This window comes from Meinhardsimonia xiamenensis (assembly GCF_900102905.1).
Lineage (GTDB): Bacteria > Pseudomonadota > Alphaproteobacteria > Rhodobacterales > Rhodobacteraceae > Meinhardsimonia > Meinhardsimonia xiamenensis.
This window is the reverse complement of the sequence record NZ_FNFV01000005.1, coordinates 167,765-189,701: the sequence shown is the minus strand read 5'-3', so window position 1 is coordinate 189,701 and position 21,937 is coordinate 167,765. Positions and strand designations below refer to the sequence as shown.

The 21,937-nt window shown below is 68.6% G+C and carries 19 protein-coding genes and 2 tRNA genes; 9 read left to right on the top strand and 12 right to left on the bottom strand.

Going from position 1 to position 21,937, the window contains the following annotated elements; translation table 11 throughout:
- Positions 1-120 precede the first annotated feature (120 nt).
- Positions 121-1,146, top strand: a complete 1,026-nt coding sequence (locus BLQ14_RS11830; RefSeq protein ID WP_092500766.1) for a Gfo/Idh/MocA family protein — start codon at positions 121-123, stop codon at positions 1,144-1,146.
- Between the two features lie 109 nt (positions 1,147-1,255).
- Positions 1,256-3,958: a cation-transporting P-type ATPase gene (locus BLQ14_RS11825; RefSeq protein WP_092500765.1), complete on the top strand. Its 2,703-nt coding sequence runs from the start codon at positions 1,256-1,258 to the stop codon at positions 3,956-3,958.
- Positions 3,959-3,981: 23 nt separating this feature from the next.
- Here the strand turns inward: BLQ14_RS11825 and BLQ14_RS11820 are convergent, their stop codons facing one another.
- The 3 genes from BLQ14_RS11820 to rlmB all read right to left on the bottom strand — a co-directional run bounded on the left by BLQ14_RS11820 (position 3,982) and on the right by rlmB (position 5,851).
- A complete protein-coding gene (locus tag BLQ14_RS11820; protein ID WP_092500764.1) occupies positions 3,982-4,455 on the bottom strand; it encodes a CoA-binding protein in 474 nt (157 codons plus the stop codon).
- Positions 4,456-4,659: 204 nt separating this feature from the next.
- The gene (locus tag BLQ14_RS11815; protein WP_092500763.1) at positions 4,660-5,025 is read right to left on the bottom strand and encodes a hypothetical protein; all 366 of its coding nucleotides are present in this window, start codon (positions 5,023-5,025) and stop codon (positions 4,660-4,662) included.
- Between the two features lie 25 nt (positions 5,026-5,050).
- On the bottom strand, positions 5,051-5,851 hold the full coding sequence (gene rlmB / locus BLQ14_RS11810; protein WP_092500762.1) for a 23S rRNA (guanosine(2251)-2'-O)-methyltransferase RlmB: 801 nt from the start codon (positions 5,849-5,851) through the stop codon (positions 5,051-5,053).
- A gap of 159 nt (positions 5,852-6,010) precedes the next feature.
- On the opposite strand from rlmB, the gene BLQ14_RS11805 reads away from it, so the two are divergent.
- A tRNA-Tyr gene (locus tag BLQ14_RS11805) sits at positions 6,011-6,094 on the top strand.
- A gap of 325 nt (positions 6,095-6,419) precedes the next feature.
- Here BLQ14_RS11805 and BLQ14_RS11800 read toward each other — a convergent pair.
- Positions 6,420-6,495, bottom strand: a tRNA-Thr gene (locus BLQ14_RS11800).
- 141 nt (positions 6,496-6,636) lie between these two features.
- Here BLQ14_RS11800 and BLQ14_RS11795 point away from each other — a divergent pair.
- Positions 6,637-7,371, top strand: coding sequence for a CAP domain-containing protein (locus tag BLQ14_RS11795; RefSeq protein WP_092500761.1), 735 nt, complete (start codon positions 6,637-6,639; stop codon positions 7,369-7,371).
- A gap of 26 nt (positions 7,372-7,397) precedes the next feature.
- Positions 7,398-7,730, top strand: coding sequence for a TfoX/Sxy family DNA transformation protein (locus BLQ14_RS11790; RefSeq protein ID WP_092500760.1), 333 nt, complete (start codon positions 7,398-7,400; stop codon positions 7,728-7,730).
- A gap of 18 nt (positions 7,731-7,748) precedes the next feature.
- Here BLQ14_RS11790 and ndk read toward each other — a convergent pair whose 3' ends face one another.
- Positions 7,749-8,171: a nucleoside-diphosphate kinase gene (ndk, locus tag BLQ14_RS11785; protein ID WP_092500759.1), complete on the bottom strand. Its 423-nt coding sequence runs from the start codon at positions 8,169-8,171 to the stop codon at positions 7,749-7,751.
- A 157-nt stretch (positions 8,172-8,328) separates the two neighbouring features.
- Here ndk and BLQ14_RS11780 point away from each other — a divergent pair, with 157 nt between their 5' ends.
- The 3 genes from BLQ14_RS11780 to BLQ14_RS11770 are packed head-to-tail and all read left to right on the top strand — an operon-like array spanning position 8,329 to position 11,478.
- Entirely contained in the window at positions 8,329-10,212 is a 1,884-nt protein-coding gene (locus BLQ14_RS11780) for an ABC-F family ATP-binding cassette domain-containing protein (protein WP_092500758.1), read from the top strand.
- Complete coding sequence (locus BLQ14_RS11775; protein WP_092500757.1) at positions 10,209-10,847, top strand: MarC family protein; 639 nt, start codon at positions 10,209-10,211, stop codon at positions 10,845-10,847. The genes BLQ14_RS11780 and BLQ14_RS11775 overlap by 4 nt, the downstream gene beginning before the upstream one ends.
- A 49-nt stretch (positions 10,848-10,896) precedes the next feature.
- The gene (locus BLQ14_RS11770; protein WP_092500756.1) at positions 10,897-11,478 is read left to right on the top strand and encodes a retropepsin-like aspartic protease family protein; all 582 of its coding nucleotides are present in this window, start codon (positions 10,897-10,899) and stop codon (positions 11,476-11,478) included.
- A 9-nt stretch (positions 11,479-11,487) separates the two neighbouring features.
- Here BLQ14_RS11770 and BLQ14_RS11765 read toward each other — a convergent pair whose 3' ends face one another.
- The gene (locus BLQ14_RS11765; RefSeq protein WP_092500755.1) at positions 11,488-13,314 is read right to left on the bottom strand and encodes an ABCB family ABC transporter ATP-binding protein/permease; all 1,827 of its coding nucleotides are present in this window, start codon (positions 13,312-13,314) and stop codon (positions 11,488-11,490) included.
- A 135-nt stretch (positions 13,315-13,449) separates the two neighbouring features.
- Positions 13,450-14,409, bottom strand: coding sequence for an NAD(P)-dependent oxidoreductase (locus BLQ14_RS11760; protein ID WP_092500754.1), 960 nt, complete (start codon positions 14,407-14,409; stop codon positions 13,450-13,452).
- A 163-nt stretch (positions 14,410-14,572) separates the two neighbouring features.
- Here BLQ14_RS11760 and BLQ14_RS11755 point away from each other — a divergent pair, with 163 nt between their 5' ends.
- On the top strand, positions 14,573-15,859 hold the full coding sequence (locus BLQ14_RS11755; protein WP_092500753.1) for a DUF3422 family protein: 1,287 nt from the start codon (positions 14,573-14,575) through the stop codon (positions 15,857-15,859).
- A gap of 81 nt (positions 15,860-15,940) precedes the next feature.
- Here the strand turns inward: BLQ14_RS11755 and BLQ14_RS11750 are convergent, their stop codons facing one another.
- The 5 genes from BLQ14_RS11750 to BLQ14_RS11730 all read right to left on the bottom strand — a co-directional run bounded on the left by BLQ14_RS11750 (position 15,941) and on the right by BLQ14_RS11730 (position 21,908).
- Entirely contained in the window at positions 15,941-16,927 is a 987-nt protein-coding gene (locus BLQ14_RS11750) for an ABC transporter permease (RefSeq protein WP_092500752.1), read from the bottom strand.
- Complete coding sequence (locus BLQ14_RS11745) at positions 16,920-17,984, bottom strand: ABC transporter permease (RefSeq protein ID WP_092500751.1); 1,065 nt, start codon at positions 17,982-17,984, stop codon at positions 16,920-16,922. Before BLQ14_RS11745 ends, BLQ14_RS11750 begins: the two co-directional genes overlap by 8 nt.
- Before the next feature lie 75 nt (positions 17,985-18,059).
- On the bottom strand, positions 18,060-19,793 hold the full coding sequence (locus BLQ14_RS11740) for a peptide ABC transporter substrate-binding protein (protein ID WP_092500750.1): 1,734 nt from the start codon (positions 19,791-19,793) through the stop codon (positions 18,060-18,062).
- Positions 19,790-20,887 carry an ABC transporter ATP-binding protein gene (locus tag BLQ14_RS11735; protein ID WP_092500749.1) on the bottom strand — a complete coding sequence of 366 codons (1,098 nt, stop codon included), beginning with the start codon at positions 20,885-20,887 and terminating at the stop codon, positions 19,790-19,792. Before BLQ14_RS11735 ends, BLQ14_RS11740 begins: the two co-directional genes overlap by 4 nt.
- Complete coding sequence (locus tag BLQ14_RS11730) at positions 20,880-21,908, bottom strand: ABC transporter ATP-binding protein (protein WP_092500748.1); 1,029 nt, start codon at positions 21,906-21,908, stop codon at positions 20,880-20,882. The genes BLQ14_RS11735 and BLQ14_RS11730 overlap by 8 nt, the downstream gene beginning before the upstream one ends.
- Between the last annotated feature and the right edge of the window lie 29 nt (positions 21,909-21,937).

Here is a 21,937-nt window from a genome sequence, read left to right as displayed (position 1 = left end):
CGATCCGCTCCACAAAGCGCTTGTAAGCGGCTTTGCCGCAGGGCTAGGGTTTTGACAATGGCCGCGGAAGCTCTTAAGGCCGGCCAACCGCGGGAAAAGCTGGCGTCGAAGGCAGTCTCAATGGCAGAACTCATTCGGTTGGGGGAAAGGCATCCGCCGCGTGTCGGGGTGATCGGATGCGGGGACTGGGGCGCGAACCACGTGCGCACGCTCGCCGGGCTCGGCGTGCTCGCGGCGGTGGCCGACAATGATGCCGCCAAGGCAGGGCGTCTCGCCGCAGAGCACGACTGCCGCGCCATGCGCCCCGAGGAGCTCATCGCCGCGCCCGATATCGACGCGCTGGTGCTCGCGCTTCCGGCCGAGCTGCACGCGGCTACCGCGCTGAAGGTCATCGAAGCGGGCAAGCATGTGCTGGTCGAAAAGCCCATGGCACTGGAAATCGACGGCGCGCGCGCCGTCGTTGCCGCCGCCCGCGAGCGCGGCGTGGTGGCGATGACCGGCCATGTGCTGCGCTTCCATCCCGCCTTCGAGGCACTCGAGCGGCTGGTGCGCGACGGCGCGCTCGGGCGCATCCGCTACGTCTATTCCACCCGCATCGGGCTGGGGAAGTTCTTCACCAACACCGATGCGCTGTGGGACATCGCGCCGCACGACCTTTCGCTGCTTCTGGCGATCACCGGCGAGCCGCCGGAGACGGTGCATCTGGAAGGCGCGGCGATGATCACCGAGGCCCCCGACTTTGCACATTTGCACATGACCTTCGCCTCGGGGGCGCGCTCGCACACCTTCATCTCGCGGCTTGCCCCGCACCGCGAGCGCAAGTTCACCGTCATCGGCGATGCGGCAATGGCGGTGGTCGACGACCTTCAGCCGCATGACCGGAAACTCGCGCTCTACAACCACAAGGTCTGGAATGACGGCGACGGAATCCGCTTCGAGAGCGCCGAGCCGCATTACATCGATCTGCCGCAGACGCTGCCGCTGACTGCCGAGCTGCAGCACTTCATCGACTGCATCACGACCGGCCGCACGCCGCGCGCAAGCGTCGCCGAAGGGCTCGAGGTGCTCGAGGTGCTGGCCCGCGCCGAAACGCAGAAAGAGCGGATCTCACCCAGCTACGCCGCCATGGCCAAGGCGGGAGAGTAACCACCTTCGCGCCGATGCGCGGTTGATGTTCGCCCGCCCTTGCGGTTTTCTTCAGGTCCGAACTCCTCGACCCGCAGCAGCTTTCGGCGACATCAGGGAACCCGCAGCGATGACGGAGCCCACAGGACGGCCCGCCCCGCTTTCCGCCCCTCACGCAATGCCGGCGGAGGACTGCCTGGAGCTGCTCGGCACCAGCCTCGCCGGTCTCGACGGCGCCGAGGCCGAAAGGCGGCTCAAGGAGTGGGGGCCCAATGCCCTGCCCGAGCCGAGCCCGCCGCACCCCTTCATCCGGTTCCTGCGGCAGTTCCACAACCCGCTCATCTACGTGCTGCTCGCCTCGAGCCTCGTGACGGCGCTGCTGGCGCACTGGGTCGATACCGCCGTGATCCTCGCGGTGGTGCTCATCAACGCCATCATCGGCTTCATTCAGGAGGGCCGGGCCGAGAACGCGCTTGCCGCCATCCGCGCCATGCTCTCGCCACGCGCTTCGGTGCTGCGCGACGGCCGGAGGCTTTCGGTGCCGGCCGAGGAGCTGGTGCCCGGCGACATCGTCATCCTCGAGCCGGGCGACCGGGTGCCGGCGGACATCCGCCTTCTGGAGGCGCACGCGCTGAAGGTGCAGGAGGCGATCCTGACCGGCGAGTCGGTGGCCGTGGAGAAGCGCACCGAGCCGGTTCCGGCCGATGCGCCGCTCGGAGACCGCGCCTCGATGGCCTTTTCGGGCACGCTCGTGGTGGCCGGATCGGGCCGCGGCGTGGTGGTGGCCACCGGCACACAGACGGAGATCGGCCGCATCAGCGGCATGCTCGAGGAGGTCCGCGAGCTGTCCACCCCGCTCGTCGCGCAGATGGACCGCTTCGCGCGCTGGCTGACCGCCCTGATCCTGATCGTGGCCGCGCTGCTGCTGGCCTGGGGCTACTTCGTCGGCCACATGCCCTTTGGCGAGCTGTTCATGGCGGTGGTCAGCCTCACGGTTGCGGCGATCCCCGAAGGTCTGCCGCCGGTGCTCACCATCACGCTCGCGATCGGCGTGCGGCGCATGGCCGAGCGGCACGCCATCGTGCGCCGGCTGCCCGCCATCGAGACCATCGGCGCGGTCTCGGTGATCTGCACCGACAAGACCGGCACGCTGACCCGCAACGAGATGACCGTGCGCGCCATCGCCCTTGCCTCGGGCCGCCACGAGGTCACAGGCGAAGGCTACGCGCCGCATGGCGAGATCGTCCCGCCAGCCGACGCCCGCGAGCTTGCGCCGCTCGTCGAGGTGGCCGCGCTCTGCAACGACGCCGCGCTGTCGGATGTCGCGGGTGAGTGGCAGGTCGAAGGCGATCCGATGGAAGGCGCGCTTCTCGCCTTCGCCGGCAAGACCGACATCGATACCACCGGCTGGCGGCGGATCGACGAGATTCCCTTCGATGCGGCGCATCGCTTCATGGCGGTGCTGGTCGAGAATGCCGACGGCGCGCGGCGCATCCTCGTCAAGGGCGCGCCGGAGGTGATGCTGGCGATGTGCAGCGACGAGCTTGCGGGCGGCGCGCGCCGCCCCCTCCGCCGCGCCGCGTGGGAGGCGGAGGCCGAGCGTCTCGCCGCGGGCGGGCACCGGGTTCTGGCGCTCGCGGTGGGCGAGACGCACGCGGCGCATCTGGCGCGCGATCACCTTGACGGGCATCTCGCCCTGGTGGGCCTCGTCGGGCTCATCGACCCGCCGCGCGCCGAGGCGATCGAGGCGGTCGCCGTCTGCCGCCGCGCGGGCATCGACGTGAAGATGATCACCGGCGATCACGCCGGCACCGCCGTGGCCATCGCCCGCCAGATCGGCCTTGCCCGCCCCGACCGGGTGATGACCGGCGCCGAGATTGCCACCATGGGCGAGGCCGAACTGGCCGTGGCGGTGCGTGAGGCGGATGTCTTTGCCCGCACCTCGCCCGAGCACAAGCTGCGCCTTGTCGCGGCGCTCCAGTCACACGGGCTGACCGTGGCGATGACCGGCGACGGGGTCAATGACGCGCCCGCGCTCAAGCGCGCCGATGTCGGCATCGCCATGGGCAAGCGCGGCTCGGAGGCGGCCAAGGAGGCCGCCGATCTGGTGCTGACCGACGACAACTTCGCCTCCATCGCCGCCGCCGTGCGCGAGGGGCGCACCGTCTTCGACAACCTGCGCAAGGTCATTAGCTGGATCCTGCCCACCTCGGCCGGCGAGGCGGCGACGGTTGGCGCGGCGCTTCTCCTCGGCCTCGCGCTGCCGGTGAGCCCGGTGCAGATCCTCTGGGTGAACCTCATCACCGCGGTGACGCTGGGGCTCGCGCTTGCCTTCGAGCCGACCGAGCCCGGCACCATGCTGCGCCCGCCGCGGCCGCGCAACGCGCCGCTTCTGACCGGGGCGCTGGTGTGGCATGTCGTCTTCGTGACCGCGCTTTTCCTCGCCGCCGTCTTCGGGGTCTTTTCCTATGCCAGCGACCGCGGCTATCCGCTGGCGGTCGGCCAGACCATGGCGATGAACATGCTGGTGGTGCTCGAGATCTTCCACCTCTTCTTCATCCGCAACATCCACGGCACCTCGCTGAGCTGGCGTGCGTTTCGCGGCACGCGGCCCCTGTGGCTGAGTCTTGCCGTGATCGTGCCGGCGCAGTTTCTCGTCACCTACGCACCACCTGCGCAGGCGGTGCTGGGCACGGCGGGGATAAGCCTCTTCGACGGGCTTCTCGTCATTGCCCTCGGCATGGCGTTCTTCGTCATCCTCGAGGTCGAGAAGCAGCTGCGGCTGAGCCTCGCCGGCCGCCCCGAGGCCACCGCAGAGGCCGGCGCGCCATGAGCCAGCGCCCCGCGCGGCAATGCTCAGAGCTTCGAGGAGATCACCCCGGTATTGAACCCGCCCATCCGCAGCTCGCCGAAGAGGCGCTGATACTCGATCTTCGGGCAGCGGTTCTGAATGACCGTGAGCCCCCGCGCCTCGGCCATGGCGGCGGCCTCGGCGTTTTCCACGCCTATCTGCATCCATACCGTGCGCAGGCGCGGCAGATGCTCGATCGCCTGTTCCACAATCGGCGGCACATGCTCGGAACGGCGGAAGATGTCGACCATGTCCACCGGGATCTCGGGCGGGATCGAGGCAAGATCGGCCCGCACCTCCTCGCCGAAGAGCCGCGCGCCCGCGTGGCCCGGATTGACCGGAATCACCCGATACCCCTTGAGGCTGAGATAACGCGCGACGAAGTAGCTGGGCCTGACGGGGTTCATGGACACGCCCACGCAGGCGATGACCTTCGTCGATTTCAGGATGCGGATCAGTTCCTCGTCGCTGTAGCTCACGCCATCCTCCCGGCAAAAAAAGGCGCCCGGCAAACACCGGGCGCAAGGTACGGAACGAGGGACAGTGAAGTGAAGCGCGAATGTTCCGTATCCGCGCCCACCACTTGAGTTAGGAACCCCCTCGGCGAATTCCAGCCGATGTAATAAAAATGTGAACGTAAGGGAAACATCGCCGCCCGAGGCACCTTGGTCGTCCCACGCGGGTCAGTCGAAGATGTCGTCGAAAAGGTCTTCGACACCATCGGCGACCTTCTCCCAGATCCGACGGAAGGCGCCCTTGCGCGGTTTCCGGCGGCGGGCGGGTTGCGGGCGGTAGCCGGGATTGGCGCGCTTCGGCGCCGAGGCGCCATCACCCGTCGACGCCCGCGCCCGCCGAGGGGCGCCGCACGACTTGTCGCGCCGTGGCGCATCTTCGGGCGGTGCCGCGGGCCGGGGCATCGCCTTGAGCTCGTGCAACGGCGCGCCGCAGGCCGCGCAGCTGAGCTCGTGACGGACGCCTTCCCCGGAGAGGACCAGTGCCGCCCGCGTGCCGCAATAGCTGCAGGTGGCGATCTTCGTGGCCCGATGCATTGGCTCCCCTTCCCTCGCCGGCCGCCTAGCCTGGCGCCCTCACCGCCGCATATAGGGCGACCGCGGCGGCATTGGAGACGTTGAGCGAGGCGAATGCGCCTGTGGCCGCGATTCGCGCCAGATGGTCGCAGCTCTCGCGTGTCAGAGCCCGCATCCCCGGCCCCTCGGCGCCAAGCACCAGCCCGATCGGGCCGGCCCGGCGCGGGGCGAGGACCGCCTCAAGCTCGGCATCCGCCGCCCCGTCGAGCCCGATCAGCGTGTAGCCCATGTTCTTGAGCTCCGTCATGGCGCGCGCGAGGTTGGGCACGCGCAGATAGGGCTGCAGCTCGAGCGCGCCAGAAGCCGCCTTGGCCAGCGCCCCGCTTTCGGGCGCGGCGTGACGGCGCGGCGCGATCACCGCCCTTGCCCCGAACACGGCCGCCGTGCGCAGGATCGCGCCGGCATTGTGCGGGTCGCTTACCCGGTCGAGCAGCACCACGCGCGGCGCGTCCGCGTCTTCCCGGCGGCGCTGAGGCGCGCAGACGTCACCCAGCGATCCCCATTCGAGCGGCCGGACCTCGAGCGCCACCCCCTGATGCACCGAACCCGGATCGAGCGGCACGGGAAAGCGGCGCGCATCGGCGATTTCCGGCTCGAGACGCGCGGCAGCCAGCGCCTCGTGCCCGAGCCGCTCGAGCGCATTGCGCGTGGCCACCAGCCGCAGCTTTTCGCGCGCCGGGTTCACGAGCGCGGCCCGCACCGCATGCAGGCCGAAGAGCCACAGCGTCTCTTCCCGCGCGGCGCGGCGCGTGCGCTCCTTCTCGATCACCCACTTCGGCTTCTTCATCGCCCGCTCCGGCCCTCCATCCGATGCCTGCCCCCGCCCATGACGAAGGCCGCGTCGCGGTGCAAGGGTTTTTCCTGTTGACGCTCATCGGCACCGGCGCTATCTCCGCCTCGCGCGCGGCCCGGAGGCGGGATTCACAACGCCAGACGGACGCGACGCGGGCGACGTGCTGCAAGGTGCGGCAGCGGACTGTAACTCCGCCGGGGAGACCCATGCCTGGTTCGATTCCAGGGTCGCCCACCATCAACATGACCTCCTGATGGACGACTTCCGCGCGCCAGCGGCATCAACGCGGCCAAACACCTTTCCGGGATTGTCGGACCAGATTGCGTGCGCGCGAGGGGTGCGAGGGGCGCATCATCCGTTGGGGCGCGTTTGATACGGTGGCTCCGTTGCCGCCGGGATTGAGGGACGTGACGACATGCGCCGCGCAACCGTCGCCGATGCTGGCACCCAGCAGCTGCGTGTGTGGGAACCGTCAATTTCGCCGCAAATCACGCCATCGGGCAGGCCCCCGCGGGCGCGCCGCGAACGGCGGTCCTTGCGCGCCTGGGGCAATTGGCGTTGGTGGTGCCGGCAGAGGGACTCGAACCCCCGACCCCGAGATTACAAATCACGTGCTCTACCAGCTGAGCTATGCCGGCACGACTGACGCCCTTCACTTAGAACACCGCCGACGGCTGTGCAATCGGCCTCGTTGCGCCAGCTGCGCGGCTGACAGGCACGCGCGCGTCTGCTAGTGCGACGCGCAGACGACAGGCAGTCAACGAGCGAGTTTCCAGCACATGTGGCGCCTTCTCATATCGGGCCCGATCATCCTGAGCCTTCTGGTGCTCACTGCCTGCGGCCACAACCGCTACATTTCGACGGCCTCGCGCATCGAGCCTTCCACCGCCCATCGGGCCGCGCAGCGCTCGACTGCCGCCACCACGCCGACCGCCCCGCGCAACTGCGCCACCCTCACGGCGCGCCTGCGGCGCATCGACCATGCCGCCCTGCCCTTCGACTTCATGCGGGATACCTCCGAGGATTCGCTCTCGCCGCGCGAGCAGCGGCTCCATGCGCTGATCACCGCGCATCGCAGAAGCCTCGGACTTGGCGAGATCCCGCTCTCGAAGAGCCTCACGGCGGTGGCAGGCCGGCATGCGGGCGACACCGCCTACAACATCATCGGCGCGCATGGCGGCTTCCGGCCGGGGACGAACCTGCACAGCTGGTCGGACATGGATTACACCCCCGACCATGCCAATGCCGCCGGCATGTGGGAGGCGCCGCGGCGGCTGCGCAGCGGATATTGCGCGAGCGGCTACGAGATCAGCGCGCTGGGGCCTGCGCGGGCCGAGGAGGCGCTTGCGCTCTGGCTTGCCTCGCCCGCCCACCGCGCGGTGATCGAGAACACCGGCATCTGGGGCGAGAGCGACTGGGGAGCGATCGGCGTGGGCGAGGCGCCATTGCCCGGCAGGGGGCGGGTGTGGCATGTCTGGTTCGGCCGCGCGCCGGACCCGGCCGGAGCGCCGTGAGCCGGGGGCCGGGCGGAGAAGGACCGATGGCAGCCACGCCGCTCACCGACATCCGCAACATCGGCCCGGCCACCGCCGCGGCCCTGGCCGAGGCGGGCATTGCCGATGCCGAGACCTTGCGCGCGCTCGGCGCCGATGCCGCCTATGCGCGGCTTCTCGAGGCCGGCACGCGGCCGCATTTCATCGGCTATTGCGCGCTTGTCATGGGGCTTCAGGGCCGGCCGTGGAACGACTGCCGGGGCGAGGAAAAGGCCTGGCTCAGGGCGCACTTCGACGCGCTGGTGGCCGAGGCGAAGGAAAAGGGCCCGAGCACGCTGGCCCGGGCCCTTGACGAGATCGGCGTCAGGATCGGGCGCTGAGGCGCCCCAGCCGGCACTTCAGCCGACGATCTCGAGCTCGGAGAAGAAGAAGGCGATCTCCTGCGCCGCCGTCTCGGGCGCGTCCGAGCCGTGCACCGAGTTCTCGCCCTTCGAGAGCGCGAATTCCTTGCGGATGGTGCCTTCGGCGGCCTCGGCGGGGTCGGTCGCGCCCATCACCTCGCGGTTCTTCGCGATCGCGTTCTCGCCTTCGAGCACCTGCACGACCACCGGGCCCGAGGCCATGAACTCGCACAGCTCGTCATAGAAGGGGCGCTCCTTGTGCACGGCGTAGAAGCGGCCGGCCTGCTCCTTGGTCAGGCGGATGCGCTTTTGCGCCACGATGCGCAGGCCCGCCGCCTCGAACTTGGCGTTGATGGCGCCGGTGAGGTTGCGCCGGGTGGCGTCGGGCTTGATGATGGAAAGGGTGCGTTCGATGGCCATGTGAATGCCTCGCTGATTGTCGGGTTTCAGGGTCATGGCGGCCGGGGGCCGCTTGAATGGGCGCGCGCCCCCTAGCACGGGCGGGCGCGCTTGAAAAGCCGCCCGCGCCCGCGCGCGAGGCGTTGACAGCTCCCCTGCCCTCGGGCAAGCCGCCGCAATGCTGGTGATCGACGACATCTCCTTTTCCATCGGCGGACGGAAGCTTTTCGATCACGCCTCCGCCACCATTCCCACCGGGCACAAGGTGGGGCTCGTGGGCGAGAACGGCGCGGGAAAGACCACGCTCCTCCGGCTGATCCGGGGCGAGCTGCCGCTCGAGGGGGGCGAGATCCGCCTGCCGCCCCGCGCCCGCATCGGCGGCGTGGATCAGGAGGCGCCCTCCGGCCCGCGCACGCTGCTTCAGACGGTGCTCGACGCCGACACCGAGCGCGCGCGCCTTCTGGCCGAGGCCGAGACCGCCACCGACCCCACGCGCATCGCCGAGGTGCAGACCCGCTTGGCCGAGATCGACGCGTGGTCGGCCGAGGCACGGGCCGCACGCATCCTCAAGGGGCTCGGCTTCGACGAGGACGCGCAGGCGCGGCCCTGTTCGGACTTCTCCGGCGGCTGGCGCATGCGCGTGGCGCTCGCGGCGGTGCTCTTTTCCGCCCCCGATCTTCTGCTGCTCGACGAGCCGACCAACTATCTCGATCTCGAGGGCACGCTGTGGCTCGAGGGCTTCCTGCAGCGCTATCCGCACACGGTGCTGCTCATCTCCCACGACCGCGATCTGCTCAACCGGGCGGTCGGCGCCATCCTGCATCTGGAGAGCTGCCGTCTCACCCTCTACCAGGGCGGCTATGACGCCTTTGTCCGCGCCCGCGCCGCCCGCCGCGAGGCGCAGGCGGCCGAGGCGAAGAAGCAGGCCGAGCGGCGGGCGCATCTGCAATCCTTCGTCGACCGCTTCCGCGCCAAGGCGACCAAGGCGCGACAGGCGCAGGCGCGGCTGAAGATGCTGGCGAAGATGGAGCCGGTCACGCCCCCCGCCGAGGCCGGCCGGCGCGTCTTCACCTTCCCCGAGCCCGGCAAGCTCTCCCCGCCGATCCTCGCACTGGAAGGCGTCGCGGCAGGTTACGACGGCCGGGCAGTCCTCAAGGGACTGACGTTGCGCATCGACCCCGACGACCGCATCGCGCTTCTGGGGCGCAACGGCGAGGGCAAGTCGACGCTGGCCAAGCTTCTCGCCGGCCGGCTTGCGCCCATGGCCGGCACGATCCGCCGCGCCCGCGGGCTCAAGGTGGGCTATTTCGCCCAGCATCAGATCGAGGAGCTGCGAGAGGACGAAACCCCGCTTCAGCACCTTGCGCGGCTGCGCCCGGCCGAGCCGCCGGCGCGGCTCAGAGCCCGGCTTGCCGGCTTCGGGCTTTTCGCCGGGCAGGCGGAGCTGCCTGTCAGCGAGCTCTCGGGCGGGCAGAAGGCGCGCCTGTCGCTCCTCGTCGCCACGCTCGATGCCCCGCATCTGTTGATCCTCGACGAGCCCACCAACCACCTCGACATCGAAAGCCGCGAGGCGTTGGTGGAGGCGCTCAACGCCTACGGCGGCGCGGTGGTGCTCGTCAGCCACGACATGCATCTGCTCTCGCTGGTGGCCGAGAGGCTCTGGCTCGTGCGCGGCGGGCGGGTGGCGCCTTTCGAGGACGATCTCGAGGCCTACCGCAGGCTGCTGCTGGCCGAAGCCGACGGCGAGGCAACGCCCAAGGCGCAGGCGACCCTGGCCCGTCAGGCGCGCCGCAGCGCCCGCGAGAGCGCGCGCGCGGAAATCATGGCGCTGAGGGCCGAGGCGCGCCGCGCCGAGGAACGGGTGGAAAAGCTCACCGAGATGCGCGAGAAACTGTCCACGCGGCTTGCCGATCCGGCGCTTTACGAAGGCCCCCCAGAGGAGATCGCGCGCCTTCAGCGCAAGTTTGCCGAGGTTGAGGAGGCGATGGCGCGGGCTGAAGCGCTGTGGCTCGCGGCCCTCGAGAAGCTCGAGGAGGCGGAGATGGAGAGGGAGGTCCGATGATCGAGACGGGTTTTCTCGTCACCGCTTTCGTGGCGCTCTTCGTGGTCATCGACCCGATCGGGCTTGCACCGCTCTTTGTCGCGCTCACAGGCGGCATGGGCGCGGCGGCGCGGCGGGCGGTGGCGCTGCGCGCGGTCTCCATCGCGGCCGGGCTTCTCATCCTCTTCGGGCTTTTCGGCGAGCATGTTCTCGGATTTCTCGGCATCACCATGCCCGCCTTCCGCATCGCCGGCGGCCTGCTTCTCTTTCTGACCGCGCTCGACATGCTCTTCGAGCGCCGCGGCAAGCGCCGGGCCGACCAGGCGCGCGAGGCCGACGAGGCACATCCGCACGAAGACCCTTCCGTCTTTCCCCTCGCCACGCCCCTCATCGCCGGTCCCGGCGCCATCGCCACCATGATCCTCCTGGCCGGTCGGCCCGATCTGGGCTGGCAGGGCATCGTTGCCATTCACCTCGTCATGCTGAGCGTGCTCGCGGCAGTGCTGGTGATGTTCCTTGCCGCCGGGCTGATCGAGCGCGCCCTCGGCCCGGTGGGCATCAATGTCGTCACCCGGCTTCTGGGCATGCTGCTGGCCGCGCTGTCGGTGCAGTTCGTGCTCGACGGACTCCGCGGCGCGGGGCTTCTTCCCGGCTGAGGCGCCCGGCACTGGCGCAGGCGGCGCGCGCACCCTATGTGAAGGGCACATGACCAGCTACGACACCGCCTATCTCCTCTATCTGGGTCTCCTGCTCGCGGCCATCGGCGGCAGCCTGATCGTTGCCAATCGCCGCCGCCTCGGCACGCTGGCGCGCAACGCCGCGCTCTGGGCGCTGATCTTCATCGGCGCCATCGCCTCCTACGGGCTGTGGTCGGACATCCGGCAGGAGATCATGCCCCGCCAGGCGATCTGGACGGACGGAACCCGAATCGAGGTGCCGCGCGCCCGCGACGGGCATTACTATGTGACCGCGCTTGTCGACGGCGCTCCGATCGAGTTCGTCATCGACACCGGCGCCACGGCAATCGTGCTCACCCTCGAGGATGCCGCCCGCGCCGGCATCGACACGAGCCGGCTTGCCTTCACCGGCATCGCCTCCACCGCCAACGGCACGGTGCGCACCGCGCGCGCGCGGGTGCGCGAGTTCACGCTCGGCCCGGTGACGCACCGCAATGTCTGGGTGCGGGTGAGCGAGGGCGAGATGCCCGGCTCGCTCCTCGGCATGAGCTACCTGCAGCGCTTCTCGAAGATCGAGATCAGCGGCGGGCGGCTGATCCTCACGCCCTGATGCGCGGCCTCAGGCCGCCTCCTGCTCGGCCGCCTGCCGCTGCCACATCGAGGCATAACGCCCGCCGCGGGCGAGAAGCTCCTCGTGGCGGCCCTCCTCCACCACCCGGCCCTCCTCCAGCACCACGATGCGGTCGGCCCGCACCACGGTCGACAGCCGGTGCGCGATCATGATCACCGTGCGCCCCCGCCCCATCGCCTCGAGCTCGGCCTGAATCTCGCGCTCGGTCTCGGTGTCGAGCGCGCTCGTCGCCTCGTCGAGCAGCAGAATGGGCGGGTTCTTCAGGATCGTCCGCGCGATCCCCACACGCTGCTTCTCACCGCCCGAAAGCTTCAGCCCCCGCTCGCCGACCACCGTGTCATAGCCCTGCGGCAACGACATGATGAAATCGTGGATCTTGGCCGCACGTGCGGCCGCCTCCACCTCCTCGCGGCTGGCGTCGGGCCGGCCATAGGCAATGTTGTAATAGATCGTGTCGTTGAACAGCACGGTATCCTGCGGCACCACGCCGATGGCGGCATGCAGGCTCTCGAGCGTCACGTCGCGGATGTCCTGCCCGTCGATGCGGATGGCGCCATCATTGACATCATAGAAGCGGAACAGAAGCCGCCCGATGGTGGACTTGCCCGAGCCCGAGGGGCCGACGATGGCCACCGTGTGGCCGCCCTCCACGATGATCGTCACGCCCTTCAGGATCGGCCGATCGGGCTCGTAGCCGAAGACCACGCGGTCGAACTCCACCCGCCCCTCGGTCACCTGCAGGGGCTTCGCGTTGGGCCGGTCCGTCACCTCGGGCGGCTGCTCGAGCAGGTCGAACATCTCGCCCATGTCCACCAGCGACTGGCGGATCTCGCGGTAGACCGTGCCAAGGAAGTTGAGCGGCATGGTGATCTGGATCATGTAGGCGTTGACCATGACGAAATCGCCCACGGTCAGCTGCCCGGCCTGTACGCCGATTGCCGCCATCACCATCACGCCCACGAGCCCCGCGGTGATCAGGAAGGCCTGGCCGAAGTTGAGGAAGGCGAGCGAATAGGTGGTCTTCAGCGCCGCCTTCTCGTAGCCCGCCATCGAGGCGTCATAGCGCGCCGCCTCGCGCTCCTCGGCGCCGAAATACTTCACCGTCTCGAAGTTCAGCAGGCTGTCGATGGCCTTCTGGTTGGCCTCCGCGTCCTGCTCGTTCATCTCGCGGCGGATCTTCACCCGCCACTCGGTAACGCGGAAGGTGAAGAGCACATAGGCCGCGATGGTCACCGAGACGACCGCGAGATAGCGCAGGTCGAACACCGTGGCGAGCACCGCCGCCACCAGAACGAGTTCCAGCACCAACGGCCCCATCGAGAAGACGAGAAAGCGCAGGAGAAACTCCACCCCCTTCACCCCGCGCTCGATCACGCGCGAGAGGCTGCCGGTGCGCCGGGTGATGTGATAGCGCAGCGAGAGCGCGTGAATGTGCCGGAAGGTCTCAAGCGCAATCGCCCGAAGCGCCCGCTGCGCGACGCGCGCGAACACCGCATCGCGGAGCTGCTGAAAGCCGGTGCTCAGAACGCGCGCCATGCCATAGGCCACGGTCAGCCCCACCGCACCCGCGCCCAGCGTCCAGGCCGGCGAGGGTTCGGCCGGGCTCAGCGCATCGACCGCCGCCTTGTAGAAGAAGGGCGTGATCACGGCGATGATCTTGGCAAGCAGAAGCAGGCCGAGCGCCACCACCACCCGCACCTTCACCCATGCCGCACCCCGCGGCCATATGTAGGGCGCGACCCGGCGGATGGTCCGCCAGCTTTGCGCCCGATCGAAATCAACGGGGCCCGCTTCCCCGCGGCGGCTCCTGCGCATCATTCTCTCCCGGCCGGAGCCCGTGACATAAGCCGCCCCACAGGCGGCCACAAGACCCGCCCCTCATGATCATCCTGGTGCAAATACCCCCGCCGGAGGCACGCGGGCGCAAGCCCGCGCCACGCGATCCGTGGCTCAGCCGCGCCCGCGCGGCAGCACCTCCTGCCCCGGCTCCTCCGGCTCGTCATCGACAAGCTCGGCCGGAAAGCCGGGCGCGCGCACGTCAAGCCCTGTGGCCTCCTCATAGCGGCGGATGATGGTGTCCGACTGGGCGCGCGGCCCCCACGCGGCCACCGCCTCGCGGAACATCTCCACCAGGAGCGGCGAGATGACAAGCGGCACGCCTCTCTCCTCGGCAAGCGCCTGGAACAGGCCGATGTCCTTGAGCACCAGATCCATGGTGAAGTTCACGTCGCGCGAGCCGTTCAGGATGAGCTGGCTCTCGGTCTCATGCACGAAGCTGTTGCCCGAGGAGATGCGGATGGCCTCGTAGGTCGTCGCGAGATCGATGCCGGCCGCGGCCATCGTCGTCATCGCCTCGCACAAGGTGACCAGATTGGCGGTGGCCAGATAGTTCGTCATCACCTTCAGCACCGATGCCGTGCCTACGGGCCCGGTGTGCAGGATGCGCCGGCCGAGCACCTTGAGGACGGGCAGCGCGCGCTCGAATGTCTCCCGCGCGCAGCCCGCGAAGATCGAGATGTTGCCCGTCGCGGCCCGGTGGCAGCCGCCCGAGACGGGGCAGTCGATCGCCTCCGCGCCCTTCTCTGCCACAAGCGCCGCCATCCGCTGCACCTCGCGCGCGTCCGTCGTCGACATCTCCGCCCAGATCCTGCCGGGGCCGAGGCCCTGGATGAGCCCCTCCTCCCCCTCCATCACCTCCGCGCATGCCGCAGGCGAAGGCAGGCAGGTGATGACCATGTCGCAGGCCTCGGCCATCTCCGCGGGGCTCTCGCCCCAATGCGCGCCCCGCTCGAGGAAGGGCGCCGCCGCGCGCCGGTCGAGATCGCACACCGTGAGCTCGAGCCCGTTTCTCAACAGCGAACCCGCGAGCTTTCCCCCGACATTGCCAAGCCCGATGAAACCGATGTGCATCCGTCCCTCCCCTTCCCTTGCCTGATCTGCTGAATAACGCGCGCCCGCCTGCGGCATTTGCCCGCAAGCGACGGCAATGTCCCCTTCCCGACGCACCGCCCGCTTCAATGCCGCCGTGCCTCGCGCTAGCCTCGCGCCGGGACAGTGAAGGGACGCGCCCGGCATGAGTGTCATCAAGGACCATCCGCTCCGCTACAGGATCGCCAACGAGCTGCACGCGCGCCCGTTTCCGGCGCTGACGGCGCCCTGTCACGCCGCGCTTCTGGCGATCAAGCCGCCGCAGGGGGCCGCCCAGCGCGACCGCGCCCTTGACCGGGCGCATCTGATCGCGCTCCTCGACCGCTTCGGCGCCGATCACCCGCCCCCCGAGGCAAATCACCATTTCGTCGATCTCGGACGGGTGCGGCTGAAATGGGAAAGCCACACCGAGTTCGTCACCTACACCATCTTCGCCGACGGGGTGGAGGCGCGGCCCTTCGACCCGGCCGCCTTCGGCGTGTTTCCCGAGGACTGGCTCGCCGCCCTGCCGGCCCCCCGCCTGACCTCGGCGCTGATCCGCGTCGAGCCCGTGCCCGAGGGTGGGACGGCCGAGATCAGCAAGCGGCTGAGAGAGTGGTTCGTGCCCGAAAGCCTCGCCGCCGCGCGGGTCGTGGAGGGCACCGCGGTGGTGGCGAGCGACTTTCGCATCGATTCGGCCGGGCACATACGCTTTGCCGTCTTCGTCGAGCCCGGTACCGGACCGCGGCGGGTGGGGCGCATCGTGCAGCGGCTGGCGGAGATCGAGACCTACAAGGCCATGGCCATGCTCGGGCTCTTCCGGGTGCGCGGCATGTCCGCCCGGATCGCCGACCTCGAGGCGCGGCTCTCGCAGCTTGTCGACGGCATGTCGGCGCGCGGCGAAGAGGCGGAGGCGCTTCTTGCCGCTCTGCTCGAGATCTCCTCGGAGCTCGAGACGCTGCTCGCCAAGTCGAGCTTCCGCTTCGGCGCCACCGCCGCCTATGAGGCGATCGTGCACGACCGCATCGAGGTGCTGCGCGAGGAGCGCTTCGAGGGCCGCCAGCTTCTGCGCGAGTTCATGATGCGCCGTTTCGACCCGGCCATGCGCACGGTGAAGTCGGCCGAGCGGCAGCTCGCAACCATGGCCGAGCGGGCGGCGCGGGCGGGCGAGCTTCTGCGCACCCGCGTCGATGTGGAGCGCTCGGCGCAGAACCAGAAACTTCTGGCCAGCATGGACCGGCGCGCCGATCTGCAGCTGCGGCTTCAGAAGACGGTGGAGGGGCTTTCGGTGGTGGCGATCAGCTACTATGCGCTCAACCTCGCCGTCTATCTCGCCACGCCGCTGGCCAAGGAGATCGGCATCGACAAGGGCTGGCTTGCGGCGGGGCTGACGCCGCCGGTGGTGCTGGCGGTCTGGGCGCTGATCCGGCGCATCCGCAAGCATGTCGAATAGCGGCAAGGGGGGCGCTGCCCCCCGCGCTGCGCGCTCCCCCCGGGGTATTTTCACCCAGGATGATGAACAGCGGAGCCGCCTTCAGCGGCCGCGGATGCGCGGGTCGAGCGCGTCGCGCAACCCGTCACCGATGTAGTTCACCGCAAGCACGGTGATGGAGATGGCAAGGCCGGGCCAGAGCACGCGCTCGGGATAGAGGGTCATGCGGTCGACGCTGTCGTTCAGAAGCCGCCCCCAGGTGGGGAAGTCGGGCGGAAAGCCGAAGCCGAGGAAGGAGAGCGCCGATTCGGTGATGATCGCCGTGGCGATGCCGAGCGTGGCCGAGACCATGATCGGCGAGAGGACGTTGGGCAGGATGTGGCGGAGCACGATGCGCCGGCTCGGCGTGCCGATCGAGCGGGCCGCCAGCACGAATTCGCGCTCCTTCAGCGCCAGCACGTCGCCGCGCACGATGCGGGCGGTCTGCATCCATGAGGTGATGCCGACGAGCGTGACGATCAGCACGAAGATGCCGCCCTCCACCCCGAAGGCGGCCTTCAGCGGCTCGCGGAAGAGCAGCACCGCCACGAGGAGCAGCGGCAGGAGCGGCAGGGCGAGGAAGAGGTCGGTCAGGCGCATCAGCGGGCCGTCGAGACGCCGGAAATAGCCTGCGAGCACGCCGATGAAGGTGCCGAGGAGAAGCGAGAGGGCCATGGCGGCCAGGCCGACGGTGAGCGAGACCTGCCCGCCCATCATCATCCGCGCAAGCGCGTCGCGGCCGATATTGTCGGTGCCGAGCGGGTGTGACCAGTCCGCCTTCGCGCCGGGATCCCACAAGAGAACATAGACCGGCCGCATGTCGCGCAGCCGGATGAAGTCGCGCCCCGTGGGCACATATTGCGCATCATGGGGGTAGAACAGCGGGCCGACGAAGACGGCGGCGAAGATGGAGACGAAGATGACCGCGCCAACGAGCGCGCCGCGGTGCTTCTTGAACTGGTCCCACACGTCGCGCCACTGGCTGCGCGGCGGGCGAGTGGCGAGCTCCGGAGCGAGCGTCTCTGCGGAGGGAGCGGCAGGTTCAGTCATAGCGGATCCTCGGGTCGAGAATGCCGTAGAGCAGATCGGCGATGAGGTTGAAGACGACGATCAGCACCGCAAAGATGAAGGTCAGCGTCTGCACGGTGGGGATGTCGTTGGCCTCGATGGCCTTGATCAGCATCTCGCCGATTCCGTTCACCTTGAACACCTGCTCGGTGATGATCGCGCCGCCGAAGATCGAGGGAATGCCGAGCGCGATCACGGTGACGACCGGGATCATCGAGTTGCGCAGCACATGCACGAGCACAACCGTGGGCTCGGTCATGCCCTTGGCGCGGGCGGTGCGCACATAGTCCTGATTGAGGTTGTCGAGCATGCTCGCGCGCATGAAGCGGCTGATCTGCGAGGTGATCTGCAGTGCGAGCACCATCACCGGCATCACCATCTGCCTGAGCTGGAAGACGAAGCTGTCCCAGTCGGTCACGCGGTGAGTGGTGTCGTAGATCGAGGGAAACCAGCCGAGCTGCACCGAGAAGATCACGATCACCAGCACGCCCGAGAAGAAGGGCGGCACCGAGAAGCCCACCATGGTGATGAAGGTGCCGGCGTTGTCGAACCAGGAATATTGCCGGTAGGCGGAATAGACACCCACGGGAATGGCGATGACGATGGCCACGAGATAGGCCGTGCCCACCACCCACAGCGTCTGCGGCAGGCGCTGCAGGACGATGTCCATCACCGGCGAGCGGAACTGCCATGACAGGATGCGCGCGTCGCAGGTGGCCAGATCGCCGCCCGCGCAGGAGACGTAGAACTGCGTGTCGGGCAGGATGCCGGCAATGGCGCTCTTCGTCGTCAGCCAGTCGATGAAGACCTGCGGCTCGACCCAGAAGAACTGCACCAGCCACTTCCAGAAGCGGATGTGCACCGGCTCGCCGAGCCCCAGCGCCTTGCGCATCAGCTCGCGCACCTCCGGCGGGATGGTCAGCGGCATGTGCGCCACCGGATCGCCGGGGGCGAGCTCCAGGAGAAGGAAGATCGTCAGAGCGATGAACAGAAGCGTCGGCACCGCAAGGATCAGCCGACGTATCGTGTAGTTCAGCATGGACGCCTCGGTTCAGCCCTCTCGGGGGAGCGCGGGGCGGAATGCCCGCCCCGCGCCGGTTGCAGATTCAGCCGATCACTTGATGCGATACCAGTCGGCCACGTTCCACAGCTCGCTGTCCCAGACATTGAGCTTGACGCCGCCCAGCGTGTTGGAGTGCGCCGACAGCCGGCCCCGGTGCACGAGCGGGATCATCATGCCGTTCTCCACCGCCATGTCATTGAGCTGACGCGCAATCGCGGCCCGCTCCTCGATGTCGGCGGTCTCGGAGAGCTTTTTCCACAGCTCGTCATACTCCTTCATGCAGAAGCGCGAGATGTTCTCGCCCTGCCACTGCGTCTCGGGACGCGGCGCCTTGTCGCACAGGCCGTTGGCCAGATACGCCTGCGGGTCGGTGCCGTTGAAGGTGTTGGCGTACATCTGCACGTCGGCATAGAACTTCTGGAAGGTGTCCGGGCTGCCCGGATCGCCGCCGAAGAAGACGCTGGCGTTGATGTTGCGCAGCTCGGTCTCGATGCCGATCTCGCTCCACCACTGCTTGATGAGCGCCTGGAAGTCCTGGCGCACGGCGTTCGTGGAGGTCTGGTAGAGGATCTTCAGCGGCACGCCGTTCTTCTCGCGGATGCCGTCGCCGTCGGTGTCGACGATGCCGGCGTCATCGAGCAGCTTGTTGGCGCCGGCGATGTCCTGCACGCCGCAGGTGGCGTCGAAGGTGTGCGAGTTGTAGATCTCGGGCGCCGGCACCCAGTTGCAGGTCACCTTGCCCGCCTGGCCATAGCCGATCTCCACCAGAAGCGGGCGATCGATGGCCATCGACATCGCCTTGTAGACGGCCGGGTCGCGCAGGAAGGGATGCGGGTTCTTCTGCTCGTAGTTCTCGATGATCGACACCGAGCGCAGCTCGGGCGGCAGCGAGGGATCCGGGTTGGTGTTGTTGAGCATGATCCGCTCGACGAGCGGGCCGAAACCGGCAATGGGCTTGCCCTTGCCGCCCTTCTCCATCTCGGCGATCACGTCGGGCGCGAGCTGCAGGTTCCAGGCGTAGTCGAACTCGCCGGTCTCCATCACCGCGCGGCCCGCGGCCGTGGCGTCGCCGCCGCCCTTGAAGAGAACCGTGGCGAAGGCGGGCTTGCCCTCCTCGCGGTAGTTCTCGTTGGCAACCATGCGGATCACGTCATTCGGGCGGAATTCGACCACCTTGAACGGGCCGGTGCCGATCGGGGCGAAGTTGGCGTCGGTGCACTCGGGCGCGCGGGCGCCGACACAGTTCTCGAACTGCGCCTTCTGGATGATCGGGCTCTCGCCGCCGACAAAGGGCCCGTAGGGATTCGGCATCGGTTTGTCGAAGTTGACGATCACGGTCAGATCGTCGGGCGTCTCGACTGACGTGACGCCTTCGAACTTGGTGAGCTGCGCGCAGCCGCCTTCGGGATGCGAGCAGTATTCCCAGGTGAACTTCACGTCCGCCGAGGTGAAGGGCGTGCCGTCCGACCAGACGATGCCCGGCTTGATCTTCCAGGTGATCTGCCGGAGGTCGGCGCTGACGCCCCCGTTGGCGACCGTCGGGATCTCCTCGACCAGCCAGGGCACGAGGTTGCCATTCTCGTCATAGCGGGCCAGCGGCTCGATGATCATCGAGGCCGCCTCGACATCCTTCGTGCCGCCCGAGAGGAACGGGTTCAGGATCGAGGGCGCCTGCCAGTAGATGATTCTCACTTCGCCGTCGCGGCCGCGCTCGCCTGCCGCAAAGGCCATTGGTGCCAGCGCCAGCAGCGCCGCGGCACCAAACAGCGTACGTCTCACGGTCATTCTTCCTCTCCTTGTTGCCGTGTGTCGTTGCTCTCGCCTCGTTCCGGCGCGGTTTCCTCCGCGCTCTCGCTTGCGTCGGTGTAGAGGTGGCAGGCCACCTGTCGGCCGGGTGCCACCTCGGTCAGCGCCGGGTCGATCCGGCGGCAGATCTCCATCACCCGCGGGCAGCGGGTCGAGAAGTTGCAGCCCTTGGGCGGGTTCGCCGGGCTCGGCACGTCGCCCTTGAGAATGATGCGGCGGGCGGCGCGGGCGATCTTCGGGTCGGGCTCGGGCACGGCTGAAAGCAGCGCCTTCGCGTAGGGGTGGAGCGGCTCGGCGTACAGATCATCGCGCGGCGCGAGCTCGACGATGCGGCCGAGATACATCACCGCGACCCTGTCGGCGATGTGGCGGACCATCGACAGATCGTGGCTGATGAAGAGATAGGTAAGGCCGAGCTGTTCCTGCAGATCCTCCAGAAGGTTCACCACCTGCGCCTGGATCGACACGTCAAGCGCGGCGATCGGCTCGTCGCAGACGATGAACTTCGGGTTCAGCGCGAGCGCCCGGGCAATGCCGATGCGCTGACGCTGACCGCCGGAGAACTCGTGCGGGTAGCGGTTGGCGAAGTCGCGGTTGAGCCCGACCGCGTCCATCAGCTCCCAGATCCGCTCGAGCCGCTCGGCCCGGCTCATCGACGTGTGCTCGACAAGCGGCTCGCCGATGATCGAGGCCACGGTCATGCGCGGGTTGAGGCTCGCCTGCGGATCCTGAAAGACCATCTGCATGCGCGGGCGCAGGGGGCGCAGCGCCTCCTGGCTCAGCTGCCCGATCTCGCGGCCCTCAAGCCGGATCGAACCGGCGGTGATGTCATAGAGCCGCAGCACCGCCCGCCCGCAGGTGGACTTGCCGCAGCCCGACTCCCCCACGAGCCCCAGCGTCTCGCCCTCGAGGATGTCGAAGGAGACATCATCGACGGCCTTCACGTCGCCCGTGTGCCTGCGCAGAAGCCCGGTGTGGATCGGGAAATACATCTTCAGCCCCCGCACCTCGACAAGCGGGCGGGCCGCACCTGCGGAAGCCTCGGGCGCGGGCGACGCTGCCGTGTCAAGCATGCGCACCTCCGGCCGCGGCGACGGGCGCGGTTCTCTCCTCCTCGGGGGACCAGAAACAGGCCGCGTCATGTCCCGGCGCAACCTCGCGGCGGGTCGGGTTCTCGCGGTCGCAGCGCTCGAAACGGTGGCGGCAGCGGAAGCGGAACGGGCAGGCGGTGGGCGGCGCGCCGAGGATCGGCGGCTGGCCCTCGATCACGCGCAGGCGGGGCGCGCGCGGGCCACGCACATGCGGCACCGTCTGCAAGTGCGCGCGGGTGTAGGGGTGGCGGGGATCCTCGAACAGCGCCTCCACCGGCGCCTGTTCCACGATCTGGCCGCCATACATCACGATCACCCGGTCGGCGATCTCGGCAACCACGCCAAGGTCATGGGTGATCCAGATGATCGCCATGCCGAGCTTCTGGCGCAGCTCCTTGATGAGTTCGAGGATCTGCGCCTGAATGGTCACGTCAAGCGCGGTGGTGGGCTCGTCAGCAATCAGCACCTTCGGGTCGCAGGCGAGCGCAATGGCAATCATCACCCGCTGGCGCATGCCGCCCGAGAACTGGTGAGGATAGTCATCGAGCCGCCGGCCCGCATCGGGGATTCCCACCAGCTCCAGAAGCTCGCGCGCCCGCGCGCGCGCCTGCGCCTTCGTCATCCCCATGTGCTTGCGCAGGGGCTCCATGAGCTGAAAGCCCACGGTGAAGACGGGGTTGAGCGAGGTCATCGGATCCTGGAACACGAAGCCGATCCGCGCCCCGCGGATGCGCCTGAGCGTCTCGGCGTCGGCCTTCAGAAGGTCGATGCCCTCGAACAGGACCTGTCCTTCACGCACCTCCGCGGGCGGCGAGGGAAGAAGGCCGATGAGCGACATCATCGTCACCGACTTGCCCGAGCCTGATTCGCCCACCACGCCCAGAAGCTCGCCGGGATAGAGATCGAAGCTCACCGAATTGACGGCATGCACCTCGCCCTGCCGCGTGGCAAAGACGGTTCGAAGCCCCTTCACATCCAGTATCGGTTGCGCCCCGGCGGGCATGGAGGTCTCCCTGACATGTCCTCTTTCCT

Bases quoted from the DNA above. Each gene is read 5' to 3' on its own strand.
- BLQ14_RS11735 (WP_092500749.1), bottom strand. From the start codon at position 20,887: ATGCTTGACACGGCAGCGTCGCCCGCGCCCGAGGCTTCCGCAGGTGCG.
- BLQ14_RS11770 (WP_092500756.1), top strand. From the start codon at position 10,897: ATGACCAGCTACGACACCGCCTATCTCCTCTATCTGGGTCTCCTGCTC.
- BLQ14_RS11795 (WP_092500761.1), top strand. From the start codon at position 6,637: ATGTGGCGCCTTCTCATATCGGGCCCGATCATCCTGAGCCTTCTGGTG.
- BLQ14_RS11760 (WP_092500754.1), bottom strand. From the start codon at position 14,409: ATGCACATCGGTTTCATCGGGCTTGGCAATGTCGGGGGAAAGCTCGCG.
- ndk (WP_092500759.1), bottom strand. From the start codon at position 8,171: ATGGCCATCGAACGCACCCTTTCCATCATCAAGCCCGACGCCACCCGG.
- BLQ14_RS11745 (WP_092500751.1), bottom strand. From the start codon at position 17,984: ATGCTGAACTACACGATACGTCGGCTGATCCTTGCGGTGCCGACGCTT.
- BLQ14_RS11775 (WP_092500757.1), top strand. From the start codon at position 10,209: ATGATCGAGACGGGTTTTCTCGTCACCGCTTTCGTGGCGCTCTTCGTG.
- BLQ14_RS11830 (WP_092500766.1), top strand. From the start codon at position 121: ATGGCAGAACTCATTCGGTTGGGGGAAAGGCATCCGCCGCGTGTCGGG.
- BLQ14_RS11780 (WP_092500758.1), top strand. From the start codon at position 8,329: ATGCTGGTGATCGACGACATCTCCTTTTCCATCGGCGGACGGAAGCTT.
- BLQ14_RS11750 (WP_092500752.1), bottom strand. From the start codon at position 16,927: ATGACTGAACCTGCCGCTCCCTCCGCAGAGACGCTCGCTCCGGAGCTC.
- rlmB (WP_092500762.1), bottom strand. From the start codon at position 5,851: ATGAAGAAGCCGAAGTGGGTGATCGAGAAGGAGCGCACGCGCCGCGCC.
- BLQ14_RS11825 (WP_092500765.1), top strand. From the start codon at position 1,256: ATGACGGAGCCCACAGGACGGCCCGCCCCGCTTTCCGCCCCTCACGCA.
- BLQ14_RS11815 (WP_092500763.1), bottom strand. From the start codon at position 5,025: ATGCATCGGGCCACGAAGATCGCCACCTGCAGCTATTGCGGCACGCGG.
- BLQ14_RS11730 (WP_092500748.1), bottom strand. From the start codon at position 21,908: ATGCCCGCCGGGGCGCAACCGATACTGGATGTGAAGGGGCTTCGAACC.
- BLQ14_RS11755 (WP_092500753.1), top strand. From the start codon at position 14,573: ATGAGTGTCATCAAGGACCATCCGCTCCGCTACAGGATCGCCAACGAG.
- BLQ14_RS11740 (WP_092500750.1), bottom strand. From the start codon at position 19,793: ATGACCGTGAGACGTACGCTGTTTGGTGCCGCGGCGCTGCTGGCGCTG.
- BLQ14_RS11790 (WP_092500760.1), top strand. From the start codon at position 7,398: ATGGCAGCCACGCCGCTCACCGACATCCGCAACATCGGCCCGGCCACC.
- BLQ14_RS11765 (WP_092500755.1), bottom strand. From the start codon at position 13,314: ATGCGCAGGAGCCGCCGCGGGGAAGCGGGCCCCGTTGATTTCGATCGG.